Origin of the sequence: Pseudoalteromonas ardens, assembly GCF_030125445.1 — a bacterium.
Lineage (GTDB): Bacteria > Pseudomonadota > Gammaproteobacteria > Enterobacterales > Alteromonadaceae > Pseudoalteromonas > Pseudoalteromonas ardens.
In genome coordinates, this window is record NZ_JASJUV010000002.1 from 1102910 (window position 1) to 1129367 (window position 26458).

A 26458-nucleotide genomic window follows, 5' to 3' on the forward strand; every position below is an offset into this window, starting at 1 on the left:
GCGGGTCGTTGCGTGCAGTTTTCAAGCGAACCGAGTTTTATCAGGCAGCAGAAGGAATAAATTATGACAAGCATTACAGGATTAAGCACTCAGTCGAGCGCATCCGGCTTTGAGCATATTTGGCAAGCCGAGACGCAACGCAGTGGTGCAAAGCAGGATACCATCACAGTGGGTGTGATTGTCGTAACCCGAGATGAGCAATTTTTCCATACCGGGTTAAGTGTACTCAGCGACATTCGGGAGTACGTCTTTAACCGGGTACATATCCAATCAGAGCTGGCGTTGAAAAACCCGTCTTTGGTGCCTTGCTCGCTGTATGACGAAGTGAGAGACAAAGCCATCCACTTTTTAAAGGGACAAAAGAAAGCCATCAATATCCAGGTGATCCAATGTGCCAGCCTGGCAGAGGCCACCGGTAAGGTTATTCACAGCAACGCGCTCAATGAGCAGCCCGATTTTCAGGTCGGTATGCTGTTTTATGATCAAACCTCAATGGGGTTCCAGGACGACAGCATAGATCAGATCGATCGGGACCTGGATGCCTTTTACCGGGCGATGCAGAAAATCGGCATTCCCGCTTTTTATACCAGCTTCTCGACCGTGACTTTTATTCGCGCACTGCGCACGCCCTACAGCTACCTCCCTCAGCAATATCGCGAGATAGTGCGCAGTACCGATCCGGCGACATTCCAGACCGAACTATTGCGTCTGTGGATGGATTTTTTCGAAATGAACTATGCCAATCGGCGGGTCAAGCCTGTCGGCTCGCTGGCGCTACACAATACCCTTGGCGACCAGCTCATTAACTTCTTTGCCCGCACAGCGCCAGAGCACTGGCTGATGTCTTATTATACCGGCTCAGTCGTATCTAACCTGATCGGTCACCTGGACCGCCATGCCGAACAACAAGGCGCACTGGTACTACGTGGCCCAAATGAACATGCGATTGCCTGTGGTGCCATGGCGAACTGGCAACTCTACCGCATGCCATTCTTGGCAGTCGTCACCTCAGGCATGATGGACGAATTCAAAGGCACGCTGGCGAATCTGAAAGAAACCGCCGCGCAGGGGATCATCGTCGTTGCAGAAAATCGCCTGAGTCAATGGTACAGCTTCCAGGGCACCATCACGGCCAGCGAAGATATGCGCGACGTATTGGCAGCTAAGCGCATTCCCTATGTATACATGGATGAAATCGAGCAGATCGGTGAAAACCTCGCTGAGGTATATCGTCTCTATCACCAGGGTCAGGGGCCGGTAGTGATACTGGCAACGCAAAATGTACTGGAATCTTCGATAGAGCTCGACCTGCCAGCACTTGAGGCTCTGCCAGCCAGCCCAAGCGATGAGCCCGTTGAAATCATGACCGATGAACTCCGTCAGGCCATCGACCTCATCAATCACGGGCCTGAAAAATTGGTCTGGCAACTCGGCCCCGTCAGCGATGACGAATATGCCCTGATCCATGACATTGCCCAGCAGGCAGGTATTGCCCTGGTAGACAGCCTCGCCCACCCAGGTACAGCCCCTAAATACTATCAGGGTAAGCGCAACGACAATTATCTCGGTACCCTGGCGATTTATGGTTATACCCCCAGGGTTTACAACTATTTTCATACCAATGACAAGCTTAACAGCACCGATGAACAGTGTTTGTTTATGCTCAAAAGCCGTGTCGCACAGATAGCCACACCATTTTCTGATGGTCGCCTGGAGCGTAAGGTTCATCTGGTCCAGTTGACCCAGGAACAAAGCCACCTGTCACCCTTCGCCGACCTGCATTTACATATGCGCTGTCGCGATTTTCTGCAGGCGGTCAAAAAGCACCTGAATGTCAGTGAGTCATTACGCGCCAGGCGCATGGCCAAGATCATGGCTTACCCGGATACGCAATCTGATGTACTCAGTAAACTGCCCAGTCTACCCATGTCGCCTAACTATTTCTTCTGCCAACTTAACCGCGTGATAGAAGACTTAATTGAGCACGAGGACTATGACTACACCGGGGTTTACGATGTCGGCCGCTGTGGCATTTCAGCTGTACGCAATGTGGCAAAAACACGTCGCGGCTTTTCCGGCTGGTATGGCCGAGCTTTAATGGGCGATGCCCTGCTCGCCAGCGGTTATCTGGCATACACCAGCCCAACCAATGTCATTGCCTTTATCGGCGACGGAGCCAAAGGCATAGTGCCGGATATTCTCCCGGCGTTTATCGACAATATTCTGACCCACCCGCAGCTACTCGATAAGAGCATCAGCGTGTTCTATTTCTGTAATGGTGGGCTGTCAGTCATTAACACCTATCAGGAGCGGATCCTGTTTAATCGCACCTCGCGCCAGATGCGCCTGGTCAACCTGGCGCAGTCACAGTTTGAACAACAAATTGGCGACTTTGATATTTCTGCGCAAACCCTGACTCAGTTCGATGAAACCGCAGTTCGTGCAGCGCTCACGGCACAAAAACGCCTGACCCTGTTCTCTGTGGTCCTTGGCCACAACAATGAAGGGGATGGCATTTCTCTGGCCACAGCCAAAGGCTGGCAACGCGACAGTGCCGATCCCGTTACCCACAACACAGACTCAGATACGCCACCAGCACAGGAAGTTAACTCATGAAGTTTGGATTTATCGCCCACCCGACCTCAGTCGGCCTGAAACGTTACGTGAAAATGCTCGATCTACTGCAACGTAACACCCAAGATCAGCATACCGGCTATAACCGCGAACTGTGGGGCAAGGCAAACCTGGTGCCCTTTATGAACTTTGCCAAAATCACGTCTGCCAGCGGCGCAACCTGTGAAGGCATGATCAAATATATGCCACTGATCGCCGAGGAGATGATTGCCGATCCCAGAGCCATTGCTGAACGTGTTGTTGCGGGCGTAGAAGAGTTTGTCGCCGACGGTGCAGAGTTGGTTGGCCTGGGTGGATTTACCTCCATAGTTGGTCGTCGTGGTGAAGCCACGGCCGCCAAATCCCCCATTCCCATCACCTCAGGAAACTCTCTGACCACCTATGCCGGCTACAAAGCCCTGATGCAAATTAAAGAGTGGCTGGACATCAATCCGGAAAAAGAAACTGTCGCCATCGTGGGCTATCCAGGTTCCATTTGCCTGGCTCTCAGCCGGTTATTGCTCGCCGAGGGCTTTAATCTGAAACTGCTGCACCGCGCCGGTCACAAAGACAAAGCGGAAATGCTCAGTCACCTGCCCGAGCAGTATCACCAGCGGGTTTCCCTGACTGGCAACCCGGACGACCTGTACGACGAGTGCAAACTATTTGCCGGTGCCACCTCAGCCGGTGGCGTGATTGATGTGGCCAAGCTACAACCTGGCTCCATTTTCATCGATGTGGCACTGCCACGCGACGTCAATGTGGATGCCCGCCCTGCCCGTGACGACATTTTGATCATCGATGGTGGCTGTGTCACAGCCACCGATGCAGTCAAATTGGGAGGCGAGTCACTGAATGTCACCATTAAACAGCAACTCAATGGGTGTATGGCCGAGACCATTGTCCTGGCCCTGGAGCGGCGCCGGGAGAATTACTCTCTGGGCCGTTACCTGGAACCGGTCAAAGTGCTTGAAATTGGTGAGCTGGCTGAAAAACATGGTTTTTATGCCTATCCACTGGCCTCATTTGGGGAACGTATTGACCGTCAGCACGTCACCAATCTGAAGCGCTATTATCATCAGGACATCTATGCCATCGACAAGGGCGACACCAGTCAGCGCCTGACCTTTATCGATAACATCATTGCCCAGGATCCGGCCAAAGAAGACACGCTGGACCGCCACCACCAGTTTATTAACCCAATGATGGTAGAGTTTTTAAAACAACAACGCTGCGACAATGTATTCCGCAAGGCACAAGGCACCATGTTGTACGATAACGACGGCACAGGCTATCTCGATATGGTCGCGGGCTACGGCTGCCTTAATCTGGGTCACAACCCCAGTGCCGTCAGCCAGGCAGTCAAAACCTTCCTGGATGAGCAAGGTCCCAACTTCATTCAATATATTTCCGTACCGGAGCACACCGCCAAACTGGCTGAAGTCCTCTGCCACCTGGCACCTGGCAATATGGGCCGCGTGTTTTTCAGTAACTCGGGAACAGAAGCCGTTGAAGCCGCTATTAAACTGGCCAAAGCCGCTACCGGCAAGCCTGGCATTGCTTATCTGAAAAACAGCTACCATGGTAAAACGCTCGGCGCCTTGTCTATCACCGGGCGGGAAAAACACCGTAAGTACTTCCAGCCGCTGATCCAGGCCATGGTCGAAGTGCCCTTTGCCGACCTCGACGCTTTACGCGAAGCCCTGCAAAGAGATGATGTAGGTGCACTCATGCTGGAACCCATTCAGGGGGAAGGCGGTGTCCACGTGCCACCAGCCGGATACCTGAGCGCAGTACAACAGATCTGTCGCGATACCGGCACCTTGCTGATGGTCGATGAGATCCAGACTGGTCTTGCCCGCACCGGCAAACTCTTTGCCTGTGAATGGGAAGGCATCGAGCCTGACGTGCTGATGCTGTCCAAGTCACTGTCCGGTGGTTTATTGCCCATTGGCGCCACTTTATGCCGCAGCGATGTCTGGCAACGAGCTTACGGTACCTCTGATCGCTTCTTAGTACACACCTCCACCTTTGGCGGCGGTAACCTGGCGTCTGTCGCCGCGCTCACTGCACTGCGAGAAATTGTCGCACAAGATTTGGCAGCCCGTGCTGATGAGCTGGGCAGCTATTTTAAATCTGAGCTACAAGCCATTGCGGACCAGTACCCCTTTATCGCCGAAATTCGGGGTCAGGGCCTGATGCTGGGGATCCAGTTTGAACAAACCTTTGACGGCGCAGTTGCGGCTTCTGCCAGAGAGTTTGCCACCCGTCTGCCGGGTGACTGGCATAGCACCTGGAAATTCTTACCCGATCCGGTGCGCGAACATCTGCAAGCCGCCATGACACGCATGGAGCAAACGCTGGGAGAAATGTTCTGCCTGAAGTTTGTCACTAAGTTCTGCCTGGATCATCAGATCCTCACCTTTGTTACTGCCAACAGTTCAACGGTGATCCGGATCCAGCCGCCATTGGTGATCAGCAAACCCGAGATTGACCGCTTTGTCAGCGCTTTCGCCAGTGTCTGCGAAGAACTTTCAACCTTTTTAGACTAAGGAAAACGGGTCGCGCAGCCGAGCAGGTCCGACCCTAAACGTACTACATAATTGATAAGGATTACTTATGACTCTCAACAAACAAGATGTCGTTAACCATATGATGGGCTTCTTTCAGGCCAAAGCGGTAACCGCTGCATTATCACTAAAACTGTTTGATCATTTTCGCGACACCGACCTGAACGCAGCGCAACTGGCCGACAAAATCGATGCGCCACTGCGCTCAACAGAGCAAATGCTGATTGCGCTGCACGCCATGGGGTATCTCACCAAACAAGATGACCTGTATCAATTACCGGCGGAGCATCATACCTTTTTGTTAAGTGATGAACCCATGTGGCTGGGCTGGTTGGGTCGTCATATCGACACCTTCTTGTATCCGCTGTGGGGCGAACTAAGCAGCGCCGTGAAGAGTGACACCAATCAACGTGAAGCCGTCTTTGGTGACAACCGCAGCTGGTTCGACATCTTGTATCAAAACCCGGATGACGTCGCTGATTTTCAGGAGTTTTTGGGTAAATTTGCCGCGCCGTTCATCGAAGGCTTCGTTAAAGACTACGACTTCTCGCAGCATCACTCCTTTTTAGATATTGGCAGTGGGATTGGCACCTTACCCATTGCCGTAGCCGATGCACACCCGGGCGTGTCGCTGGCGATCTGTGAACTGCCGCAAGCGTCGGCATTTTTGAGAGATAAGCTGGGTGAGCAAGGCTATGGCGACCGCATTGAGGTGGTTGAAGGCGACGTTATTGCCGGCAACCTGCCAATTGGCAACTATGATCTCATCCACCTTGGCTGGATGTTGCATGACTATGCGCCAGAAACCCAGGTCACCATCCTCAAAAATATCTATAACGCCATGCCTGTCGGTGGCCGCTTTATTGCCTCAGAAACCCCGCTGAATGATGACAAATCAGGCCCTGAGTTTACCGCTTTGCTGTCACTGAACATGCTGGTATCCACAGACGGCGGCATTGAAAGCAGCAGTGAAGAATACCTGGCGCGTTTCCATGAAGCCGGATTCAGCAATGCCCGTATTCTAGAAATCCCCGGGCCACGGACCCTGATTGTCGGCGAAAAAGCCTGATCAGACACGAACAAAAGGAGTAGCAGGATGTTAGTCACTAAATTACTAGAGCATATCGCCGAACAGTTTCTCGACGGCGAGCAAGACGGCCTTGAGTCGCAAACCCCCTTGTTTGAGCTGAATATCGTTGATTCGGCGGCCATTTTTGACCTGGTCGATTACCTCAAACAAGAAACCCAGTTAAACATAGGTATGCAGGAGATCCACCCAGGCAACTTTGCATCAGTCGATGCCATGGTCACCCTGGTTGAACGCCTTCAGACAGAGCAAGCATAAGGAGGCTTGATATGAGTGCCACAAACCCAAAAGTAAACCCGGATATTATGGAAACTCTGCAACAGGAAGTTCTGAAGACCTTTACTGAGCTGACTGAGTACCCTGCTAATACACTGGACCTGACCAGCCACCTGGAGAACGATTTCGGGATAGACTCTATCGCGCTGGCTGAAGTCACCGCAGCATTGACCAAGCAGTTGCAACTCAAAACCCCCCTGTCTATTCAGAACATTCACTGTATCGCTGACGCGGTGAAGCAAATCGCCGCACAGGAATTTCACCTCAGTGAAGCCAAAACAACAGGAAGCAGTGATGGTAAGCAAAATGCACACAGCTGGTTGCGCGAGCAAGTGATTACTGTGTTTGCCAGCTTCAGTGGCTACAATGCCACAGAGCTGAGTATGGATGCCGAGATTGAAAGTGACCTGGGGATAGATTCAGTCACCGTGGTTTCAGCACAAGGCGAGCTGCTAAAAGCGCTGGGACTGAGAGACAACCTGAGCATCCCCAGTTGTAAAACCCTGGCGGAACTGGAACAGGCATTTGCTAAGCTACTGGTTGAAGAAAAAGGCGCACAATGGGCCGATGAGCTGGTCACCAAAAACCCCTTGATTGACGAACTGCTCAACCCTGCGACCCGCGGCGACGACGTGCAACATCAAATCGACAGTGATGATGGCGATAACCGCACCATGCGTGACTTTGTCGGGATCCAGCACGGCGATCTTTTTCACAAAGCCCGCGAGTTCAAATCCTTCTACGACAAGAAAAAAGCGCAGCAACTATACTGGTACGGTATGCCACTGGAAACGCCCTGTAAAAATCGCGCCGTGATGTTCGATGAAGTCACTGGCACCAGTCGCGAGTTTCTGATGTTTGGCTCCAACAGTTATCTGGGCCTGTCGAATCATCCCGAGGTGATCCAGGCGATCCAGGACGCTGCTGCCCAATATGGCGCAACCAATACCGGTTGTCGGATCATTGCAGGCAGTAACGTTCTGCACCTGGAGCTGGAGCGTAAGCTGGCCAAACTAAAAGGCCGTGAAGCCTGCATCGTTTACCCTTCTGGTTACTCAGCTAACCTGGGTTGTATTTCTGCACTGACCTCTAAACATGACCTGATCTTTACCGATGCCATTAACCATATGAGTATCACCGATGGCTGTAAACTGGCAGGTGCCCAGCGCAAGATTTACAATCACTCACTGAACAGTCTGGAAAAATCGCTGGCCAAGTATGCCGACCACCCCGGTGGCAAGCTGATCGTCACCGATGGCGTCTTCAGTATGCACGGAGATATTGTCGATTTGCCGCGTCTGACTAAGCTTGCTAAGCGCTATGGCGCACGCGTACTGGTTGATGATGCCCACTCCACTGGCGTACTGGGTAAAACTGGTTCCGGTACCACAGAACATTTCAATATGAAAGGCGAAGTCGATCTGGAGTTAGGTACCATGAGTAAGGCCTTGTCCGGTCTCGGCGGATTTGTCTGTGGTGACGGTGATGTAGTGGAATTCCTGCGCTTCTATTCTAACTCTTATGTCTTTGCCGCAACCATTCCAGCCCATGTTGCAGCCGGCGTTATTGCCTCAATCGATGTGATGTTGCGCGAACCAGAGCGGTTAACCAAGCTGTGGGACAATATCTATTACTTCCGCAACCTGTTATTGCAGGCAGGCTTTGATCTGGAAAACTCCGATTCTGCCATTGTGCCAGTGGTTGTCGGTGATGATGCTAAAACCCTGGCGCTTGGCCGTGCTGTACGTGCCCGAGGCCTGTACTGTCAGACCGTGGTCTTCCCGGGCGTGGCAGTTGGCGATGCTCGATTGCGTCTGAGCATCACCAGCGAACACACTCAGGCCGACCTGGATGAGGCCTATCGTATTTTGGTTGAAGGCGCACTGGAAGTAGGCGTCCCACTCAACCAGGATGTTAAAGCAGGACTGGCGGAGGCCTGAGTATGACGAAAATTCCGTCATCAGCCCGTTTTGCACTGAACCTGCTGAGCCATGCTCAGCAGACCCCGCATAAAACGGCGCTGATCTGTGCCGATCAGCAATGGGATTATGCCCGACTCGCTGCACGCGCCTGCCAGATAGCCAATGCATTGTGCGCACTGGGACTGGATCAGGCACCGGTGCTGTTAAACCTGCCAAAGCACCCAGACACCGTTGCCGCCATTTACGCCTGCTGGCTCAGTGGTAACCACTATATTCCCATTGACTACAGCCAGCCTGAAGCCCGGGTTGAACGTATTATCTCTGCAGCAAAACCTGCATTGGTACTCGACCAGGATTGGCTGAATACACTCGATAGCCTGAGCCATAACAGCGACTACGAGCAAGACCTGAGCGCTTACATGTCACGATTACGTCAGTACCGGGATACCACTGTTGCCGCAATCCTTTATACCTCGGGCTCAACTGGCACACCCAAAGGGGTGCAGATAAGTCATGACATGTTGGACTTTTTCATTGACTGGGCGGTGCACACGACTTGCATTGACAGCGAAGACATCCTGGCCAACCATGCCAGCTTTGCCTTTGACTTAAGTACTTTCGACCTCTTTGCCACCGTGCGCGCCGGTGCCTGTGTGTGGTTGATCACCGAGCAGGAACAAAAAGATCCCCTGGCCCTGATCAGAGGGATCAAGAAGCACCAGGTGAGTATCTGGTACAGTGTGCCTTCAATCCTGTCTATGATGGTACGCAGTGGTGAGTTGAACAGTCATAGTACCGCGACCCTGAAGCAGGTCATTTTTGCCGGTGAACCATTTGCCGTGGCGGCATTACAACGCTTGATCACTTGCCTGCCCGCCTGTACCGCGCTGCATAACTGGTACGGCCCGACCGAAACCAATGTCTGCGTAGCCTGGCAAGTTAACCGCCCCCAGCTGAACGGATTACGTCATCTGCCTATCGGGTCCTTACTACCCGAATTACAAGGCTGGCTGGAAGATGATACAGGCAAGCGAACACCACTGTCTGAAAGCCTGGGGCAATGTGGCGAGCTGATTATTGGCGGGCGCTGTGTTACACCTGGCTATGCCAATGTGGACCTGCCCAGAGCCACGGCTCTGCACCAACAAAACTGTCATGCAACAGGCGACCTGGTTGAACTGACCGAGGCCGGGCTCATCTATCGTGGCCGTATCGACGATATGGTTAAGCTAAACGGTTATCGGGTTGAGCTGGGCGAAATCGAATCCCTGCTACATCAGCACCCGGCCATAGAGCAGTCTGCATTACATCTCTCGCTGGGCGAACAACAGCATCAGCTTATTGCCGTGATCGTTCTCAAAGATGGGGCAGAAAAACCCTCGCTACTGGCATTAAAGCAATTTTTAAAACAGCAACTGCCAGCCTATATGTTGCCACACAAAGTGATAGTTACAGCACAGCTACCACTCAATGCCAATGGCAAAGTTGACCGTAAACAACTGGCAGAGCTGATGTAATTATGAGAGGCGTATTATGAGCAGACCCCCAACTTCCCCTTTAGCCATAGTCGGGATCGGCTGTGCCTTGCCCAACGGCATGAACTTTGCCGACCTGGCAAAACAGGGGACACTCAATCCGAGTCAGTTTACCCACCCATTTGGCTGGTCGGTCGCTGCTGAGCCACTCAGAGGTGGGCAAGTGCACACCGATAACTTTGATTACAAGAAGTTTTCTATTCCCCCTTTGTTTCGCAAAGCGGTCAGTCGAGAAACCCGAATGGCGCTGCTAGCTGCTGAAGAAGCACTCAACCAGCTAAACCTCAGTGAGACACTGCGCGACCATTGCGACCAACTCTGTGCAACACATATGGCCAGCGACGCGGCGTATCGTAATGCCACCAAAGTGACTGCGTTACGAACCCTGGGTGAACAATTGGCTGATACTGACAGTGCGCAAATGCGCATCGATGAGTACAAGCAGGCGCTGGCAGGTACCTTTGGGGCCACCTCTCACGATCGGGTTGGGGAAATGGCCTCAACCATACCCGCCCGGATCGCACATTTTGCCCACACCCGGGGGAAATGTCAGACCCTCGATGGCGGCGATCTTGGCGGTTTGCGTCTGTTACAGGCTGCGCAGGACAACTTCCGCTATGCCGACAGCCAGCTTGCAGTCCTCACCAGTATTCAGTGCTTTCACCACCAGCCACAAGCCGAAATCCTGCATCATCAGGGCATTTCAACTCAGCAACCCTGGCTCGAAGGTGCCATCTCTCTGGTGGTCTGCCCTGTCACCATGGCCGAACAACAAGGCTGGCCGGTACTGATGCAGCTAGGGACTGTCACCACCACAGCCACAGAGCAGGAAGCCGCGCGCTATTTCGCCGGTGCAAGCCAGGTCTTTTATCAGTTACTTGAAATGCATCTGAACCAGGCAACTCGCTGTGCCGGCGCCGCAACTTTTGGGCCACACTGGCAGATAAGCCAAGCTGTATCAGACGGTGACACCAACGCGAGCGACGACCAGGTGGCCATTACTCAGTATTGCCCCATCACTGCACTGGGTGAGGACAAAGCCCGTTTCTGGCATACACTGGCCAATGGTGACGACCTGTTACGTTCGCAATCGGCACAGCAGCTCAATGCCTCAGCATTTGTCAGGGCAACACCGCAGAAACTGAGCACCTACATAGACCAAGCAATGAGCTTTGACAGCCATAACCCGTGCGACCAGGCCCTGAATAAACCTATGATGCCGGCCAAAAAAGCGCGCCTGGATGTGTCCCAGCTGCGGCTGTTGAACGCCACAGAGTCCGTCGAGATTGGGGAATTCAAACGCCCGGCAGTGATCCTGGCATGTAACCTGTCTCTGAATGCCGATCGTCAGTTAGGCGCGTGTGCACTGTGGGATCAGTTACCAGCAGCTCCGACGCATTTGCCTAAGCCTACGCCACCGCCAATCAATCGCTGGAGCTGGTATGGCGCAACGGGGTTAGGGGGTGCCCGATTGTTGGCGGAACACCTGAAGATCCCACATGCCGACTGTATCGCCATTGAGGCGGCCTGTGCCAGTTCCATCGCCGCACTGCACAATGCTGTCAGAGGACTGCAATCCGGACGTTATGACGGCATTGTGCTGGCAGGGATTGAAACCGCGACGCTAGAGCGAGACCTGGTGCTGTGTGGCGCACAAATGATGTTGTCAGCTACCCGCATTCGGCCTTTTGCCAAGGGGGCTGATGGCTTTACCCCAGGGGATGGCGGCGGTCTGTTTGTCCTGCAGGCAAAATCGGACGTAACCCATGCCATTGCCCATATTGATGCCATTTCAGGTTCCTGCGACAGTCGCTCTATGACCGCGCCCGATCCACAAGGGCAGGCACTGGCCATGTACAAAACCTTACAGCTGGCATCGGTCAACCCGGAACAAGTGCAATACCTTGAAACCCATGGCACAGGCACCACGCTTGGCGATCAGGCTGAGCTGGAATCACTGTGTGCAGCCTATCGTCGTGAACACACACAACCCCTTTATCTGGGGTCCGGCAAATATAACTTTGGTCACTGCTTTGCCGGCGCTGGCGCCATTAGCCTGGCAAAAATGCTGGCAGCGCTGGAACATGGCTGCATGCCACCGACCCCAATTCTGGGGGAGCTCAATGATGCACTGCCATTCGAAAACATTCCGGCTGAGGTGCCACAACAGGCGCAACCCTGGCCCTTGCTGGACACCCAACAGCGCATTGGAGCCATCAATGCCTTTGGGACCGGTGGTATTAATTATCACCTGACTTTAATACACGCTCATTCACAGGAATCATTATGAAACTTATCGTACACAAAATTCGCCTTAAGCACATTCAGCACCTCGGCGCCTTTCGCGACTGGGTCGAAACCACGGACTACAAGGCCTGCGAACAGCTTGATTCAGTCAAAGCCTTTGCGGTGTTTGAAGCGTCCGCCGAGGCCGATGCCCCGTTCCACTTTGTAGAAACCATCTACTTAGAGTCTGAGCAGGCGTTTGAGCAAGATATGACCACCCCGCTGTTCCAAAGTCTGGTTAGTCGCTTTGATGAGATGGCTGAAGTCGTCGAGGAGTTTAAAGGCGAGCGTATCGCACAGGGTTATCAACAGTGATCACTGAGCACGGTATGACGCCTGCGGGAGAGACACTTGTCTCGCCCGTTTTGTACATCAGGCAGTATACTGACGCTTTATTACCCGCCCGCGCTCGTTTGAACCAGGGACTTGCCGTCAAGCAGCAGTGCCGGGCACTGGCCAATGTCGCACTACAAAGGGCCTGTGCCAACCCCTCAGTCAGGCTCAATCATACCAGGTATGGGCAGCCTTTTGGCGATCAGGGCCAGGAGAAGCCTGCTCAGCCTGTATCCACCAGCCACAGCCAGAACTGGTATGCTGTTGCCACAGCCCCGGCTCCCCTTGGCATCGACATTCAGGTCTATCGACGCTTTTCTGTCTCCAACCAGCAGCGTTTGTTTGATCATAACGCAGTGTCGGCTGACACAATCACCCAGACCGCGCAATGGTCTTTGTGCGAGGCCTATCTCAAATCCCATGGCCGGGGCCTGCCATTTGATTTGCGCACAATCCGCATCCAGCAACATGCAAGCCTGGGTGCCACCTCATGCGGACGCATAACAAGCAAAAATAACACGCTGACACCTGCCAGCTATTGGCTCTGGCAAACACTCTATTTTTGCTGTGCCGTCTGTATTGCCGGCCACCAGGAGATAGTCCCCACACTCTCTATACACACAATGGAAAACAATCATGACACACACTGCATTTGAACAAACACTGGCAGAGGCTGTCGCACTGGCACGGCTTGCGCCGTCTTCACACAACTGTCAGCCCTGGGCCGTTCACTTCGATCCCGTTATCCACTGTGGCTACCTGGCCATAGACAACCGCCGTAAACTGACCGGCCTGCCATCATTAGAACGGGAAATGCTGCTCAGCTGTGGTATTTTCTTCCACTTTCTTGAGCAGCTAATATGCCTGCGCGGGTATCAGCTGCACTGGCGCTGGTGCGATGAGCAAGAGCAACAAGTATTGGCCGGCGAAGACCGAGCACTTATCCGTTTTATGCCGGGACCGGAGCAGGCGCACCAGGCAACCGCATTTGCGACTTTGTCTGAGCAGCTTCAACAACGCCATACGGTACGTTCAGCGTACCGTAACACGCAGCTCAGTGAGCAACAGCGTAACGAGCTGAGCACGGTGCTCAAACCTTACCCGGTGACGCTTGGGATATATTATCAGCAGACGCATGGCAAAACGCTGGCCCATCTGACGCAAACTTATGCCGGACTGGATTTTGCCAACAAAGCTGCATGGCGCGAAACCTATAGCTATATTCGCTTTGATGAACGGCGTCAGTACGAAGATGGTTTTTACCTGCACAACCTGTTCGGCCCGGTTTCTGGCGGTTTCAAAACCTTTTTTAAAGTCGCCTTTCATCCTCACCTGAGTGGTCTGAATAAATTGCTCAGATTGCCAACCAAAATGGCCCAGGGCCTTGCTGAGTTGGTTGAAACCGGGCCGCACTACCTGGCGCTGAATGTCAGTAAAGAAGGCGATGAAGCCCTGTTTCGTGCAGGCTTAGGGCTAGGTGCTTTATGGCTCAGACTACAGCAATGGGGATGGGCAATGCACCCAATCAGTGTACTTGTGCAACACGATTCTGCCAGAGAGGCCTTAGCAGCCAGCCTCAGCCAGTCTGAGTTACCCGTTTTTTTCGCCCGATTCGGCGAACCCGAGCAATCCGGTAGCCCGGCACCAAGGCGGCACTGGCAGAGCATTCTGGTCTCAGACACCCACAGTCTGACTAAGTCCACGCCGACTCAACGTGGATAACAAACAAAAAAGAATAAAAAATAAACCATTGCGTAGTTGTAAATTATGAGATAAAACAAATAGGTAATAAAAAAACAACTAACACTATAAGGAAAATAAAATGAAGCTCATCAAAAAACAAATCAAAATGCTTTCTAAGGACACAACGCGCCTGCCTGTACTTATGACTGCCAATATCGCGGGTGGCAGACGTACCCGTGGCAATGAGATTGAAAACACAGAAGAAAGCATTTGCACCGCGAATGCCCTCGCTTCAGCAAACGAAATCGAAAACTCTGCCCACAGCATTTGTACGGCCTAAATCTCATTACCCTGATACTTTTCAACAAATATGCCGACTCAAGAGTCGGCTTTTTAATGTCTCCTGGCAATAAAAAATTCTAATCCCGGCGCTTTGTCCTGTCTTTTTTTCTTAGGATCCCTACAATACCCGCCATAAGGAGACAGCATGCAGCAAAAAACCAGCAAACTATTGATTTTTATACTCGCTCTACTGGTGGTGTTTTGTCCACTGGGGATCGATCTGTACTTACCCGCATTTGTTAATATGCAGCAAGACCTGGCCGTCAGTGAAGCGCACATTCAGCAAACGGTGGGCATCTATATGTTGGCTGTAGGCCTTGGACAACTACTTGCCGGCCCGCTTGCCGACAAATATGGCAGACGCCCGGTTGCTTTGTCCGGCATACTGTTATTTGGCGTTGGGGCACTGCTGGCCACCTTGCTGGACGAATGGCACTGGATCATGCTTGCGCGTGTATTACAGGGCTTGGGAGCTTGTGCCACCTTTGTCAGCGCCTTCGCAATTGTACGGGATAGTTTCGGTCACAAAGGCAGTGGTCAGATGATCACCTATCTTAACGGCATTGTCTGCTTTATTCCGGCACTGGCCCCTATTCTGGGTGCCTGGCTGACCATAGAGTTTGGCTGGCGCAGTAACTTTACCTTTCTGACGGGCTTTGCCGCTGTTGGCCTGGTATTGGTGCTGGCACTGTACCGGGAAACGAAACCCGACACCACCGTTTACTCTGGCCATTTACTTGATTTTCGCCGTTTCCGTCCCATGCTGAGTAGCCCCCAATTCATGTTCAACGCCAGCATTACGATGGTGTGTATGGCGGCTATGTTGGTATTTGTCGTCGGCGCTCCGGGCTGGATCATGACCGGGCTTAATCGTCCCGTTGAGGAATTTACCATGTGGTTTACCATCAACGCCGCGATTAGCATTGCAGCCAGTTTTACTGCGCCCCACTTTATTAAACGCAACTCGCAGCAAGCACTGAGGTTTGGCCTGAGTTTATTTACCCTCGGTGGGATCTTGTTGCTAATCACACCGCAAACTCACCCGCTGGCGTATCTGTTACCTATGTACATCGCCTCAATCGGTTTTGCCTTTACACTGGGTGCTGCCGCAGGCAATGCCCTGGCTCCTTTTGCCAATCAGGCCGGGACAGCTTCCGCCCTGATCGGGGTTATGCAAATGAGTGGCGCCGGACTATTAGCGATGATCAGCCAGCCGCTGGCGTTACCCGCTCCGCAACAGTTAGCCATGCATATGCTCATCGGACTGCCTTTCTTATGTTTACTGTTCAGTCGTTGCAAAGATAATTTGCATACTCCCACCTGATCAACAACCTCACCAACATGGTATCATTATCTTCATATTAGGCACAAAATAGATAATGATACCAATTTTCATTACTATAAAAGAATAAAAATTCTACATATCCAGACTTCTGCTAATATTATTTAATTATAGATAAAGAATAATTAATTCCTATAAATTCCAAAAACGTGGATAATTCCTCTTTACGTTAGCGCAATATTACGTCTATCTTAATAAGCGTTAACCAATGGTTAGCAATGTAACCAAGTTAAAATAATTAAAACCAAGAGATAATAATAATGAAATTCAACAAGTCTACGATGTCACTCCTACTTGCAGGTTTATGTGCCACAGCAACAGCTCAGGCAACCGATGACAGATTCATCATCCAGGTTGATAACAATAAAAAGGGCATAGTCAAAGCACTGGCACAGAAAATGGGTGCACAGCTGCACATAGACGGTGATGGCTTCCTCGCCGCCACATTTAGCGGCAAAGAGCTCAGTGAGGTTAAGGGATTGCTTAACAACCCGCATATCAAATTGATAGAAGTGGACCAAAAGCGTCAACTGATGGGTTTATATAATGATGATGCCGGCGACCCAATGCAGCAACAGGTTGCCCCATACGCATATTATCAGTCGCAGGCAAACCAGGTGACCTTTGATGCTAATGCCGGCATGAAAGTCTGCGTCATCGACTCAGGTCTGGATATGTCCAATCCGGATTTCATCTGGGGCAACATCACAGGAGATAATGACTCAGGTACTGGCAACTGGTATGAGCATGGTGGTCCACATGGCACCCACGTGGCGGGGACCGTGGGCGCTGCGGACAATAACATCGGTGTGATTGGTATGGCACCGGGTGTGGACATGCACATTATCAAAGTGTTCAATGCGGAAGGCTGGGGTTATTCCTCAGATCTGGCACACGCAGCAAACTTGTGTAGTCAGGCAGGTGCCAATATCATCAGCATGAGCCTGGGTGGTGGTGGTGCAAACAGCACCGAAGAAAATGCTTTCGAAAGTTTTAACAATGCTGGCGGCCTGGTCGTTGCGGCAGCTGGTAATGATGGTAACAATGTCCGCTCCTACCCTGCTGGCTACTCATCTGTCATGATGGTAGGTGCAAATGACGCTGACAATAACATTGCAGATTTTTCTCAGTTCCCAAGCTGTCAAAGTGGCAAAGGTAAAAATGCTGGTCAAGATGAAACTATCTGTGTTGAAGTTACCGCTGGTGGCGTTGACACTCTGTCTACGTACCCTGCAGGTCTTGCAACATCGTCCAGCCTGAGCGTTGATGGTGCAGCGTTTGCTTCATCTGCGATGGAAAACAGTGGCAGCGTTTCTTCGTCAGTATATTTCATGGGCACAGCAGAAGCGACCGACAGCTCGGCAAATGGCAAAGTGTGCCTAATCGATCGGGGCAACATTTCTTTCCATGACAAAGTCGCCAACTGTGAAAACTCAGGTGGTGTCGGTGCTATTATCATCAATAATGAAGCGGGTATGCTCTACGGTACGCTGGGCGATACCAATACCACCAGCATCCCGGCAATTGGCGCAGCACTGGAGGACCGTACAGCTCTGTTAGCCGCCACTAACGCAAACATTGTAATTGGTACTTCAGATTACGGCCTGATGAGCGGCACCTCAATGGCAACCCCGGCCGTGTCAGGTATCGCCGCCTTGGTTTGGTCAAACCACCCTGACTGTACTGGCCAGGAAATTCGTGCTGCGCTCAAAGCAACGGCACAGGATAGTGGCGCCGCAGGTAAAGACGTGTACTTTGGCTACGGCATTGTTAAAGCGGCAGATGCAGATGCTTATCTGACTGCTAATGGCTGTGCTGGTGGCGGTAATGGCGGCGACCTGCAGCTCAGCGCCTCAGGATACAAATCAAAAGGCAGCAAGTATGTCGACCTGAACTGGCAAGGCGCTTCTACCTCTCAGGTCGATATTTTCCGAAATGGTAGCAAGATTGTCACAACCAGCAACGATAATAGCTACACAGATAGCATCAGTGGTAAAGGTGGCGGTAGCTACACTTATCAGGTTTGCGAGCAAGGCAGCACATCTGCTTGCTCTGCAACTCAGACTGTTGTGTTCTGATACTGACCTGCTGGTGTTATGACGAGACACACAGGCACCGTGCGTGCCCACCTATCTCGCTGCACTGAGCCTGGTTGGTATCCCCCAACCAATTGATAACCAGTTTTTATGCGGGCGTATGCCCGCATTTTTTATAGGTTTTTTTATTTAAGCTGGTTACACTAAGTGCAATTATGTTGAACAGAGCCCGTCATGCTAAACCCGGAATTACTCGCCTCTTTTTTATTTGCCAGCTTTATTATTGCCATTGCCCCAGGCCCTTCCAATGCCTTTTTAATGGCTCAGACCTTTACCAACGGCCGCACAGCCGGAATGCAAAGTGCTTTTGGCTTTGCGCTGGGCGGAGTGGTCCATACACTGTTTGCAGTGATTGGCTTGTCGGCTATCCTTAAAGCCTCAGAAACCGCCTATACCACAGTACAATACCTGGGTGCGGCCTACCTTGCCTATCTGGGGGTACGCACTTTCAAAGACACTCTGTCTCGGCCAGAAAACAACGACGAAGAAAAGCCCCATGTCAGCAATAAGAAGCAACAAAATGTCATGTTCCAGGCTATGATGACAGAAGTGCTCAACCCCAAGGTTGCGTTATTCTTTATCGCCTTCATTCCTCAGTTTGTTGATCAAAGCCTGACAACGTCTACCACAGTGCAACTTGCCATGTTCGGGTTGCTCTATCCAATTCTGGCCTTTCCTATTGATTGTGTGTATGTTTACAGCGGCGATAAAATCGCCGGCTATTTTCGCGCTCATCCCAGTGCACCGATTTGGATAGACAGGATCTCTGCTTTTATCTTCGTCGCACTGGCAATTAACTTATTATTATGAGGTAAGTATGGATACCAAGTCGCAGGTCATTCCGGCTAAAAAACGCATCGCACTGGTCGCGCATGATGGCAAAAAACAGGCTATGGTCAGCTGGTGTCAGGGGCACCTGGATAAGCTCGCAATGCACCAACTCTATGCCACGGGAACAACCGGTCACCTCATTGAAAAGACCTCTGGGTTGGAAGTCACTAAGTTACTCAGCGGCCCGATGGGAGGCGACCAGCAACTCGGCGCTAAAATCGCCGAGAACGAAATTCACATGTTGATTTTCTTCTGGGATCCACTTGCATCACAGCCGCATGATCCGGATGTCAAAGCGTTGTTGAGGCTTGCGGCAGTATGGAATATCCCGGTAGCCTGTAATGAAACCACCGCAGATATGTTGCTGTCATCCATGATGATGACCACTCCGATTGAGCGCCAGCTCCCCGATTATGAGCAGTACCTGGCACATCGTGTGGCGCTATAGCGCCCCATATACTAGCGGTATAATTGACTCGCCCACTTGGTCAGACCGGCGGTAACACTACCAAAATTATCGCCATTAACCATAGGGATATCGCCCAGGCGTTGCTGTAGCGCCAATTTTAACAGCGGAGACTGAGCACTCCCGCCTGTCAGATAAATCACATCGGGACGCGTGCCTGCCTCAGCTATTGCCTGCTCAGCCAGCACCGCGGCTTGCTCTAGACAGCTTGCCACCGACTCAGCCATAGTCTGCGCACCAATATCGACACTCAGCTCGCTATCCAAAAAGTCCAGTATTGCCGTATGTGAATCCTGATCAGACAGAGCAATTTTTGCCAGCTCGCCCTGACGCACGAATTGATGCGTCATCTTGCTGCGCTGGATCTTTAACAATCGCTTGAGTTTTTCCGGCTCACAGACATCTCTCAACATACCGGTCAGCTCGCGCGCCATTTGCGCACTGTAGAAGTCACTTTGCATCTGAATGTCATTAATTTTACATGCCTGCCAGAACAAAGGGTTGGGCAAGGGCAGACCAGATGTAAACTGGCTGCCCAGCCCACATACTGGCATCAAGGTGTGAAATGCCAGTGCGATATCGAGATCATTCCCGCCTATTCGCTTACCGGTGTGAGCCAGAAAGTCCTCACTGCGATCCGCCTTAGCACGAAACCCCGGTCCCATCTGTACAAAAGAGCAGTCACTGGTACCACCGCCAATATCCACCACCAGCACTTTCTGATCCTGGGTCAGGCGAGACTCATAATCAATGCCCGCTGCCAGAGGCTCATACAAAAAGGCCACGTCTTTAAACCCGGCGCGCTTCGCGGCGGTCGTCAAAATATCTATCGCCTGGCGGTTGCTGTCCTCACCCCCAATGGCCTGGAAGTTGACCGGTCGACCAATGACCGTTTGGCTGAGCGGCTGATCCAGATGACGTTCGGCACGGCTTTTTAGCTCCATGATCATGGTCGTTGCAATGTCTTCGAAAAATGCCAGCTGAGCCGGTTTCAGGCCGACCGCACCAAAAAAGGACTTGGGCGACTTCACGAAGTACCCTTCTTCCGGAAACGCGATGTATTCTTCTATGGCTTGCTGGCCAACAAACACCCCTTGCTCGTCAGGCGCCAGGTCAAGCTCACGCCGTGCCATAGCTGCACTGCCTAACAAAGGCTTACGCGCTGCCTGATAGTCCGCAGCAAATGCTGAGCCCGCCAGATTGTGCGCGACATACTCACTCACCAGGCTGTTGTGTAACGCGTATAGTGTCGATGGCAGGTAAGGTTTGCCCTGTTCCAGAGGCACCAGTGTTACATCGCCTTGGTGCATCACACCAATTGCGCAATTAGAACTACCGTAATCAAATCCTGCTATCATTTGTCACCTCACAACCATAAAAAGGTCGCGCACTGTATCACAGCAAAGTGGCAAGTAAAAGCCTCAGCATGCGTCTGCCACACAATCCTTAAAGAGGTTGCCTGACACGTAAAAAGCGGGCAAATCGCGGTTTACCAAATTTTGTGACGCCCTGGTATCGGTAGGTCACCTGACTGCCAATTGGGGGAGGCTCGCGACGCTGGTCATCCGTGAATCCCGAACCAATTTTAAAGACAATGCCCTGCGGCGTTTTAACCCGGATTGCACCCATCATGCCCTGATATTTACCTTTACCGGGCAAATGTGCCAAGACCTCAGCTTCGGCGTCGAAATAAGGTTTGTACTTTAGAATGGCCGAACTGCGACCCGCCAGATGCTGTGCCTGATGTTCATGCAGCATAACCCCTTCACCACCGCGTGCCAGTACTTGCTCAAAAAATTCATCCAGCTCAGCCTTGGTTGTAAACCGATACTGAGGTACCGCGCGAACATGGGGCTGTACCAGCTGATTGATAAGCTGAGAATAGAGGTCATACCGCTGTGCAAAGGGCATGGCTACGCTGGGCGCATCAAAGATCAGATAGTGTATTTGCCGCCAGTCCTGCTCGGATGCCTGATGACGCCGCACCACAGCACTGACAAACTCAAAGTTGTGATAGCCAGCCCACAGCTCTCCGTCCAGTAACATATCTGGCAATTCAGAGGTAAACCAGGCGGGTGCATGGATCACCTGACCCGTTCGGGTAAGCAGCTGCTTACCATTCCACACCGCTCTGACGCCATCAAATTTTTCGCTTACCAGATAATGAGAGACCGGCCGCTGTGCCTGATACACTTTGGCCAATTGCACACCGGGGGCTGAACTTGCACAGGCTATTTGCAGATAACACAGGCAGGCCAACAGCCAACCTGTCAGTTGAATGTTCATCGCTACGCTCCTTGTAGGCAGATTTAAGATATCCTCCCTCAGAGCTTAGCGCGGCGTCAGGAAATCGCCAGTCGCAATTTGGTACTAACCTAGTGCGAGCAGCTCGTCAATAACAGCCTGCGCCGAGCGCAGCGATTGCACTTGCCAGGCAGCCTGAGAAAAGTCCTGTTTTGCTGAATGCTCGTTGGGGATCACCAGTACCTTCAAACCTGCGGCGCTACCTGAACTCAGCCCGGTTGTACTGTCTTCCAGCGCAACGGCGTTTTCTGGCTCAACCTGCAATGCAGACAGTGCCTGCTGATATGGTTCAGGATGGGGTTTTGGCTGAGTCACGTCATCTTTAGTGACAATACAATCGAAAAAATGCTGCAACCCGTAGTGATTCAACACCGGGATCGCTTCGGCGCGGGTGCTCCCCGTCACCAGTGCTAACTTACAGTGCGCTGACGCATAATTTAAGATCTCACGTGCATAAGGCATAAGCTTTGGCTGCATCGTCGCTGCGGTGTCAACAAAAAACCGGTTTTTATCGTCGCATAACGCCTGCGCTGTGCTGGACAGTTTATGACGTTCTAGGAGTATCTCAGCAGTTTTTAGCGTGGGTACGCCAGAAAATTCATCACAAAAAGCCAGCTCGCTATACTCAACACCAAACGGTGCCAGCACACGCAGCCAGCTGTGATAATGGAGCGCTTCAGAATCCACCAGCGTCCCATCAAAATCAAACAAGATTGCCTTTAAACTCATCATCGCTCCTTCTTTATAAGTAAAATGTTATCAGGCTTTGGCAGGTGGCTCTGCGTGTGCAGGTTCACCGCTGTCTTTTTCTACCAGCTCATAACCACGCGGTTTACGTACCACTTTCAAAACAGGCTTATCAAATGCCGTCTGCAAACGGGTAAAATCGGCTTTAAGATCATCAATGCTCTGACCATAAGGTGACTCACCCGTTTCAGACCAGTTGACTGCTTTGCCATTCTCATTGTACTCAACCGCATGTACCTGATACTGCTCTGGCGCATCTTTATTTGCTTCACAATAGATAACGCGATAATTCCAAAATGCGGACATAGTTTCTTCCTCTAAAATTCTGTATTTACCCGGGTACTTTACCAGTACTGGGGTCTGCTTGCATGACAGTATTAATAAAAAAACCCGTGGATGGTAACCATCCACGGGTTTTTACTTTAATTTAAGGTGAAATTAAAAGAATTTCACTTTGAACTCAGCACCCACAAAGCGCTCTTCGTTCAACATACCTGTGTTGTTGTTGAAGTCTACACCACCGATAACCACCTGTTCATCAAACAGGTTACGTACGAAGGCAGAAACTTCATAGTCGTTGTCGCCTGAGTTCCACGCGTAACCCGCACGCACACCAGCTTCAAACAGTGCTTCACCAGTGAACTCTACTGACTCATACAGGAAGAAGTCGATTTCACTGCGGTATGACAAGTCGGTGTATACAAAGAACTCACCATTTTCCAGTTCTGTGGTGTAACGCAATGTCGCGTTAGAGATCCACTCTGGCGCGTGCGGCAGGCTATTGCCATCCAAAATTGCGCGCGCTTCAGGACCATTTGGCCCGTCAACCATGTAGGTTGGATCAGTCACGGTACATTGCGCACACACTGCAACAGCAAGCGTATCGTCGTCTAGCTCGGTTTTGTTATAACTCAGGTTAAACGTCGCATTCAACTCATCCGTCAGTACCCACTCAGTATCTAACTCAAAGCCATAGCCAGTTGTTTTATCAGCGTTGATAAGACGGTTAAAGTTAGAGCCACCACCTACAGCAGTCAGCTGTTGGTCATCCATTTGGAAGTAAAACACGGTTGCGTTAACACGACCCTGGCCATCCAGAACGTCTGACTTAACACCGAATTCAATCGAGTTCGTGGTTTCTGACTCAGCAACTGTCACAACGTCACCGAACAAAATACGACCCTGAACACTCGGTGCACGGAAACCATTTGCCAAACGACCAAACAGGTTAACGTCATCAGTCAGTTTATAAGTTGCACTCAGGTCCCAGCTCACGTGGCTGTCACTTGGATTCGCACGACCTTCCAGGAAGTCAGGAGAGCCGTTCCAAGGTGTTGGGTTGTCCGTTCTTTTTGCGTAAAAATCTTTTTCGTCATCTGAGTAACGTAAGCCCAGAGTCACGTCCAGCTGCTCAGACACACTGTAATCGAAAGAACCGAACACAGCCCATGCAGATGTCTCTTGTTCCTGCACAGCGTAACCATTTTGCAGGCCATAGCTACCAGCTGCTTCATCGTAAACACCAGTGTCAAAACTGAAACTCTCGATGGTCAAATCTTCTTCAAACAGGAACAAACCAACCTGATAGTTGAAGTCACCAGAGAAGTTGCTTGAAAGGCGAAGCTCTTGCGTGTACTGGTCATGCTCTGGAATGGCGTCAGCCGTTTCAGAAGAGAATGGAATGAAGCCAGGACCCATGGTCGGTGCAAAGTTATTACCGTATCCACCATCAACGTCGGCACGCGAGTAAATCTCAGCGCTTTCCCAACCGGTGATTGAAGTAATGGTGTGCTCTTTAAGGTCCCATTCCAGCTTCAGGCTCAGACCCTGTGTGTCTACTTGTTGAGTAGCACGAGATGCAGCATCCTGATAAACCACATCGTTATCGTACAATGGGTTAATGTTGTTCGAACCTTTTTCAATCAGGTTCGCACGGAACGGGATCGGACGACCTTCCAAATCACGTACGTGGTAATTCAGCAAACCGGTGAAGTCATCACCTTCATATAAAAACTGTACACGTGCCGCTTTTTCATTGTAGCCACCCAGAGAATCTTCTTTCTCGAATCCTGGTGCTTTTACATCAATGTAGTCCGGCTTATCTTGTACCAGTAAAGATACACGTGTAGAAATTTTGTCCGTTAAACCTGTACCGGCCGCACCTTCAAAGTCAATTGAGCTGTTGCTACCGTAAGAAACCGCGGCATACCCGTCGAATTCCTGGCTTGGCTTAACGCTGTCGAACTTAACCAGACCCGCTGGCGTGTTACGACCGAACAGGGTTCCCTGAGGACCACGCAATACTTCGATGCGCTCGATATCAAATACAGGGAAGCCTTTAAGAATAGGGTTTTCCTGAACAACTTCGTCAACAACCAGAGACACCGGCTGAGACGCGTTCAGATCGAAGTCTGTGTTACCCAGACCACGAACATAAAAGCGTGGGAATGTACGTCCGAATGAAGATTCTACCGAAAGGCTCGGGATCTTCGCATTCATAAAGCGGATATCCATACCAGCTGAGCTGTATGCGTCCAAGTTATCGCCTTGCAAAGCAGACACAGAAACTGGCACTTCTTGTGCGTTTTCAACACGCTTACGCGCGGTGATTTGGATCACTTCCAGTTGATTACTTTTGGCTTGCGCTTCTTCTGCAAGCGTAGTGAATGAAGTACCTGCTACAGCAGAGAACAACGTCGCATTGATTAAAGTTGCTAACGTAGATCTTTTCATTGCTTTCATGTTTGGATTTAACCTTTTGTATGCACTCTTAAGTTCAACGGTTTTGATTTGGGCGCCGTATCACAATGGCTGGTTCGCTCAATTTTACGCGCAAATGACAAGCAGCGCGGACCTCACTAGCGAGAGTGCAAAACGACTATATGAGGCTGAACGAGACGGCCGTAATTATAGCAGCAAATTTTCAAATTGCTGCAATTATGCATATAAATTTTCCACATTTTTGTAAATATCGTGAAAGTTAGCTAAGAGTTAACAACTTTTCGCAACAAAAAGCCTCAATATAAGGACAATTGTCCTTACCAAACTCTTGCCTATATGATGGCAGGAAAAGGATTTACCGAATTGAAATACAGGTGTCATTATCTCGCTCTTATCAACAGCCTGTTCTTCACACAGCTAATCGATACACTTTAATCACGAGATCTGCACACAAGCACATTGTTTTTGGAGTGCATAGCAAAACCAACCAGCCACATGCAGTGCCGTGCATTTTATGACAAACATAAGGTAGCACCGAAAACCATCCGCCCATTGATGGTAACCGGTGTCATGAAAGCGATGCTATTGTATTAAAGCATCGTAGTGAAAAGGAGGACATTAGACCGCACCGGGCCAACTAATCCTAAAATCGTTCTCAATTCAGGTCGCTGGTGTGGCGAGCTTGACCAGTTCGCTTTTCAGCGTTTCGGGGTCATACTGGATCACCGCAACGGCAGCCGTTGCAAATATCGGCATTTCACCCGGCACCAATTGGTCAACTAAATAACTGACTATCGGCATATGCGCAACAACCAGCCAGGTGTCTAAGCTGTCATGCATACTGATTAAGGTTTCAAGGTAATCGATAGCGACAGCAGCATTACCACTGGGCACAATATCCTGGCATGTCTCTTCAAATGATACAGGGTTGCTTTGCAGGACCGCCTGAGCAGTCTGTTGCGCTCTGATATAGGGACTCACTAGTACAGCCTGTGGCGGATAATGTTCAGCTAACCATTGACCCATTTCAGCAGCCTGAGCGTGCCCGCGTGAAGTCAGTATTCTGGCCGCATCGTTGGCCTGCATAGGACCCGCTTCGCCATGGCGCATGATCAGAATTGTTTTCATAGCACTCCGAAAGTTGGCAAGAAAATTAGGAGCAAGCAGTAGCTATTGCCCCAAATTGTCCGCTATATTAAAACAAAAGCACCTAAACCTTAAGTTTAAATACAGGCTAATTCAGAGGTGACCGGCTATCACAACCGTCCTGATGGACGCTTGCCAGCAGTAGCCCGGAAACAGCA

Annotated in this window: 21 protein-coding genes; 15 read left to right on the forward strand and 6 right to left on the reverse strand. The window is 51.1% G+C overall.

Annotated elements, in window-relative coordinates:
• Positions 1 to 63: 63 nt before the first annotated feature.
• The 15 genes from pigD to QNM19_RS09955 all read left to right on the forward strand — a co-directional run bounded on the left by pigD (position 64) and on the right by QNM19_RS09955 (position 19364).
• Entirely contained in the window at positions 64 to 2616 is a 2553-nt protein-coding gene (gene pigD / locus QNM19_RS09885) for a prodigiosin MAP biosynthesis protein PigD (RefSeq protein WP_049865998.1), read from the forward strand.
• The gene (gene pigE, locus QNM19_RS09890) at positions 2613 to 5165 is read left to right on the forward strand and encodes a prodigiosin MAP biosynthesis aminotransferase PigE (protein WP_049865999.1); all 2553 of its coding nucleotides are present in this window, start codon (positions 2613 to 2615) and stop codon (positions 5163 to 5165) included. Before pigD ends, pigE begins: the two co-directional genes overlap by 4 nt.
• Positions 5166 to 5232: 67 nt before the next feature.
• Positions 5233 to 6252, forward strand: coding sequence for a methyltransferase (locus QNM19_RS09895; RefSeq protein WP_049866000.1), 1020 nt, complete (start codon positions 5233 to 5235; stop codon positions 6250 to 6252).
• 27 nt (positions 6253 to 6279) lie between these two features.
• Entirely contained in the window at positions 6280 to 6528 is a 249-nt protein-coding gene (locus tag QNM19_RS09900) for a hypothetical protein (RefSeq protein WP_049866001.1), read from the forward strand.
• Positions 6529 to 6539: 11 nt separating this feature from the next.
• On the forward strand, positions 6540 to 8486 hold the full coding sequence (locus QNM19_RS09905; RefSeq protein ID WP_284026643.1) for an aminotransferase class I/II-fold pyridoxal phosphate-dependent enzyme: 1947 nt from the start codon (positions 6540 to 6542) through the stop codon (positions 8484 to 8486).
• 2 nt (positions 8487 to 8488) lie between these two features.
• The gene (locus QNM19_RS09910) at positions 8489 to 9985 is read left to right on the forward strand and encodes a D-alanine--poly(phosphoribitol) ligase (RefSeq protein ID WP_049865694.1); all 1497 of its coding nucleotides are present in this window, start codon (positions 8489 to 8491) and stop codon (positions 9983 to 9985) included.
• A 16-nt stretch (positions 9986 to 10001) separates the two neighbouring features.
• Entirely contained in the window at positions 10002 to 12293 is a 2292-nt protein-coding gene (gene pigJ / locus QNM19_RS09915; protein ID WP_049865693.1) for a prodigiosin MBC biosynthesis protein PigJ, read from the forward strand.
• Entirely contained in the window at positions 12290 to 12604 is a 315-nt protein-coding gene (locus QNM19_RS09920; protein WP_010382568.1) for a RedY, read from the forward strand. Before pigJ ends, QNM19_RS09920 begins: the two co-directional genes overlap by 4 nt.
• Positions 12601 to 13278: a 4'-phosphopantetheinyl transferase family protein gene (locus QNM19_RS09925; RefSeq protein ID WP_049865692.1), complete on the forward strand. Its 678-nt coding sequence runs from the start codon at positions 12601 to 12603 to the stop codon at positions 13276 to 13278. The genes QNM19_RS09920 and QNM19_RS09925 overlap by 4 nt, the downstream gene beginning before the upstream one ends.
• Positions 13259 to 14344, forward strand: coding sequence for a hypothetical protein (locus QNM19_RS09930; protein ID WP_284026644.1), 1086 nt, complete (start codon positions 13259 to 13261; stop codon positions 14342 to 14344). Before QNM19_RS09925 ends, QNM19_RS09930 begins: the two co-directional genes overlap by 20 nt.
• 100 nt (positions 14345 to 14444) lie before the next feature.
• Positions 14445 to 14645, forward strand: coding sequence for a hypothetical protein (locus QNM19_RS09935; protein WP_049865691.1), 201 nt, complete (start codon positions 14445 to 14447; stop codon positions 14643 to 14645).
• Positions 14646 to 14792: 147 nt separating this feature from the next.
• A complete protein-coding gene (locus tag QNM19_RS09940; protein ID WP_049865690.1) occupies positions 14793 to 15971 on the forward strand; it encodes a multidrug effflux MFS transporter in 1179 nt (392 codons plus the stop codon).
• 278 nt (positions 15972 to 16249) lie between these two features.
• Entirely contained in the window at positions 16250 to 18067 is a 1818-nt protein-coding gene (locus QNM19_RS09945; RefSeq protein WP_049865689.1) for a S8 family serine peptidase, read from the forward strand.
• Positions 18068 to 18259: 192 nt separating this feature from the next.
• The gene (locus QNM19_RS09950; RefSeq protein WP_049865688.1) at positions 18260 to 18895 is read left to right on the forward strand and encodes a LysE family translocator; all 636 of its coding nucleotides are present in this window, start codon (positions 18260 to 18262) and stop codon (positions 18893 to 18895) included.
• A 7-nt stretch (positions 18896 to 18902) separates the two neighbouring features.
• Positions 18903 to 19364 (forward strand): methylglyoxal synthase, encoded by a 462-nt coding sequence (locus QNM19_RS09955; protein WP_049865687.1) that lies wholly within the window; start codon positions 18903 to 18905, stop codon positions 19362 to 19364.
• 11 nt (positions 19365 to 19375) lie between these two features.
• On the opposite strand, the gene yegD is transcribed toward QNM19_RS09955, so the two are convergent.
• The 6 genes from yegD to sixA all read right to left on the reverse strand — a co-directional run bounded on the left by yegD (position 19376) and on the right by sixA (position 26282).
• Positions 19376 to 20740 carry a molecular chaperone gene (yegD, locus tag QNM19_RS09960; protein WP_284026645.1) on the reverse strand — a complete coding sequence of 455 codons (1365 nt, stop codon included), beginning with the start codon at positions 20738 to 20740 and terminating at the stop codon, positions 19376 to 19378.
• A gap of 88 nt (positions 20741 to 20828) precedes the next feature.
• Positions 20829 to 21668 carry a DNA ligase gene (locus tag QNM19_RS09965; RefSeq protein ID WP_284026646.1) on the reverse strand — a complete coding sequence of 280 codons (840 nt, stop codon included), beginning with the start codon at positions 21666 to 21668 and terminating at the stop codon, positions 20829 to 20831.
• A gap of 84 nt (positions 21669 to 21752) precedes the next feature.
• Positions 21753 to 22415: an HAD family hydrolase gene (locus QNM19_RS09970; protein ID WP_049866083.1), complete on the reverse strand. Its 663-nt coding sequence runs from the start codon at positions 22413 to 22415 to the stop codon at positions 21753 to 21755.
• A 30-nt stretch (positions 22416 to 22445) separates the two neighbouring features.
• Positions 22446 to 22739, reverse strand: coding sequence for a hypothetical protein (locus QNM19_RS09975; RefSeq protein WP_010382584.1), 294 nt, complete (start codon positions 22737 to 22739; stop codon positions 22446 to 22448).
• 132 nt (positions 22740 to 22871) lie between these two features.
• Entirely contained in the window at positions 22872 to 25175 is a 2304-nt protein-coding gene (locus QNM19_RS09980) for a TonB-dependent receptor (RefSeq protein ID WP_049866084.1), read from the reverse strand.
• 639 nt (positions 25176 to 25814) lie between these two features.
• Positions 25815 to 26282, reverse strand: coding sequence for a phosphohistidine phosphatase SixA (gene sixA / locus QNM19_RS09985; RefSeq protein ID WP_049866085.1), 468 nt, complete (start codon positions 26280 to 26282; stop codon positions 25815 to 25817).
• Positions 26283 to 26458 lie beyond the last annotated feature (176 nt).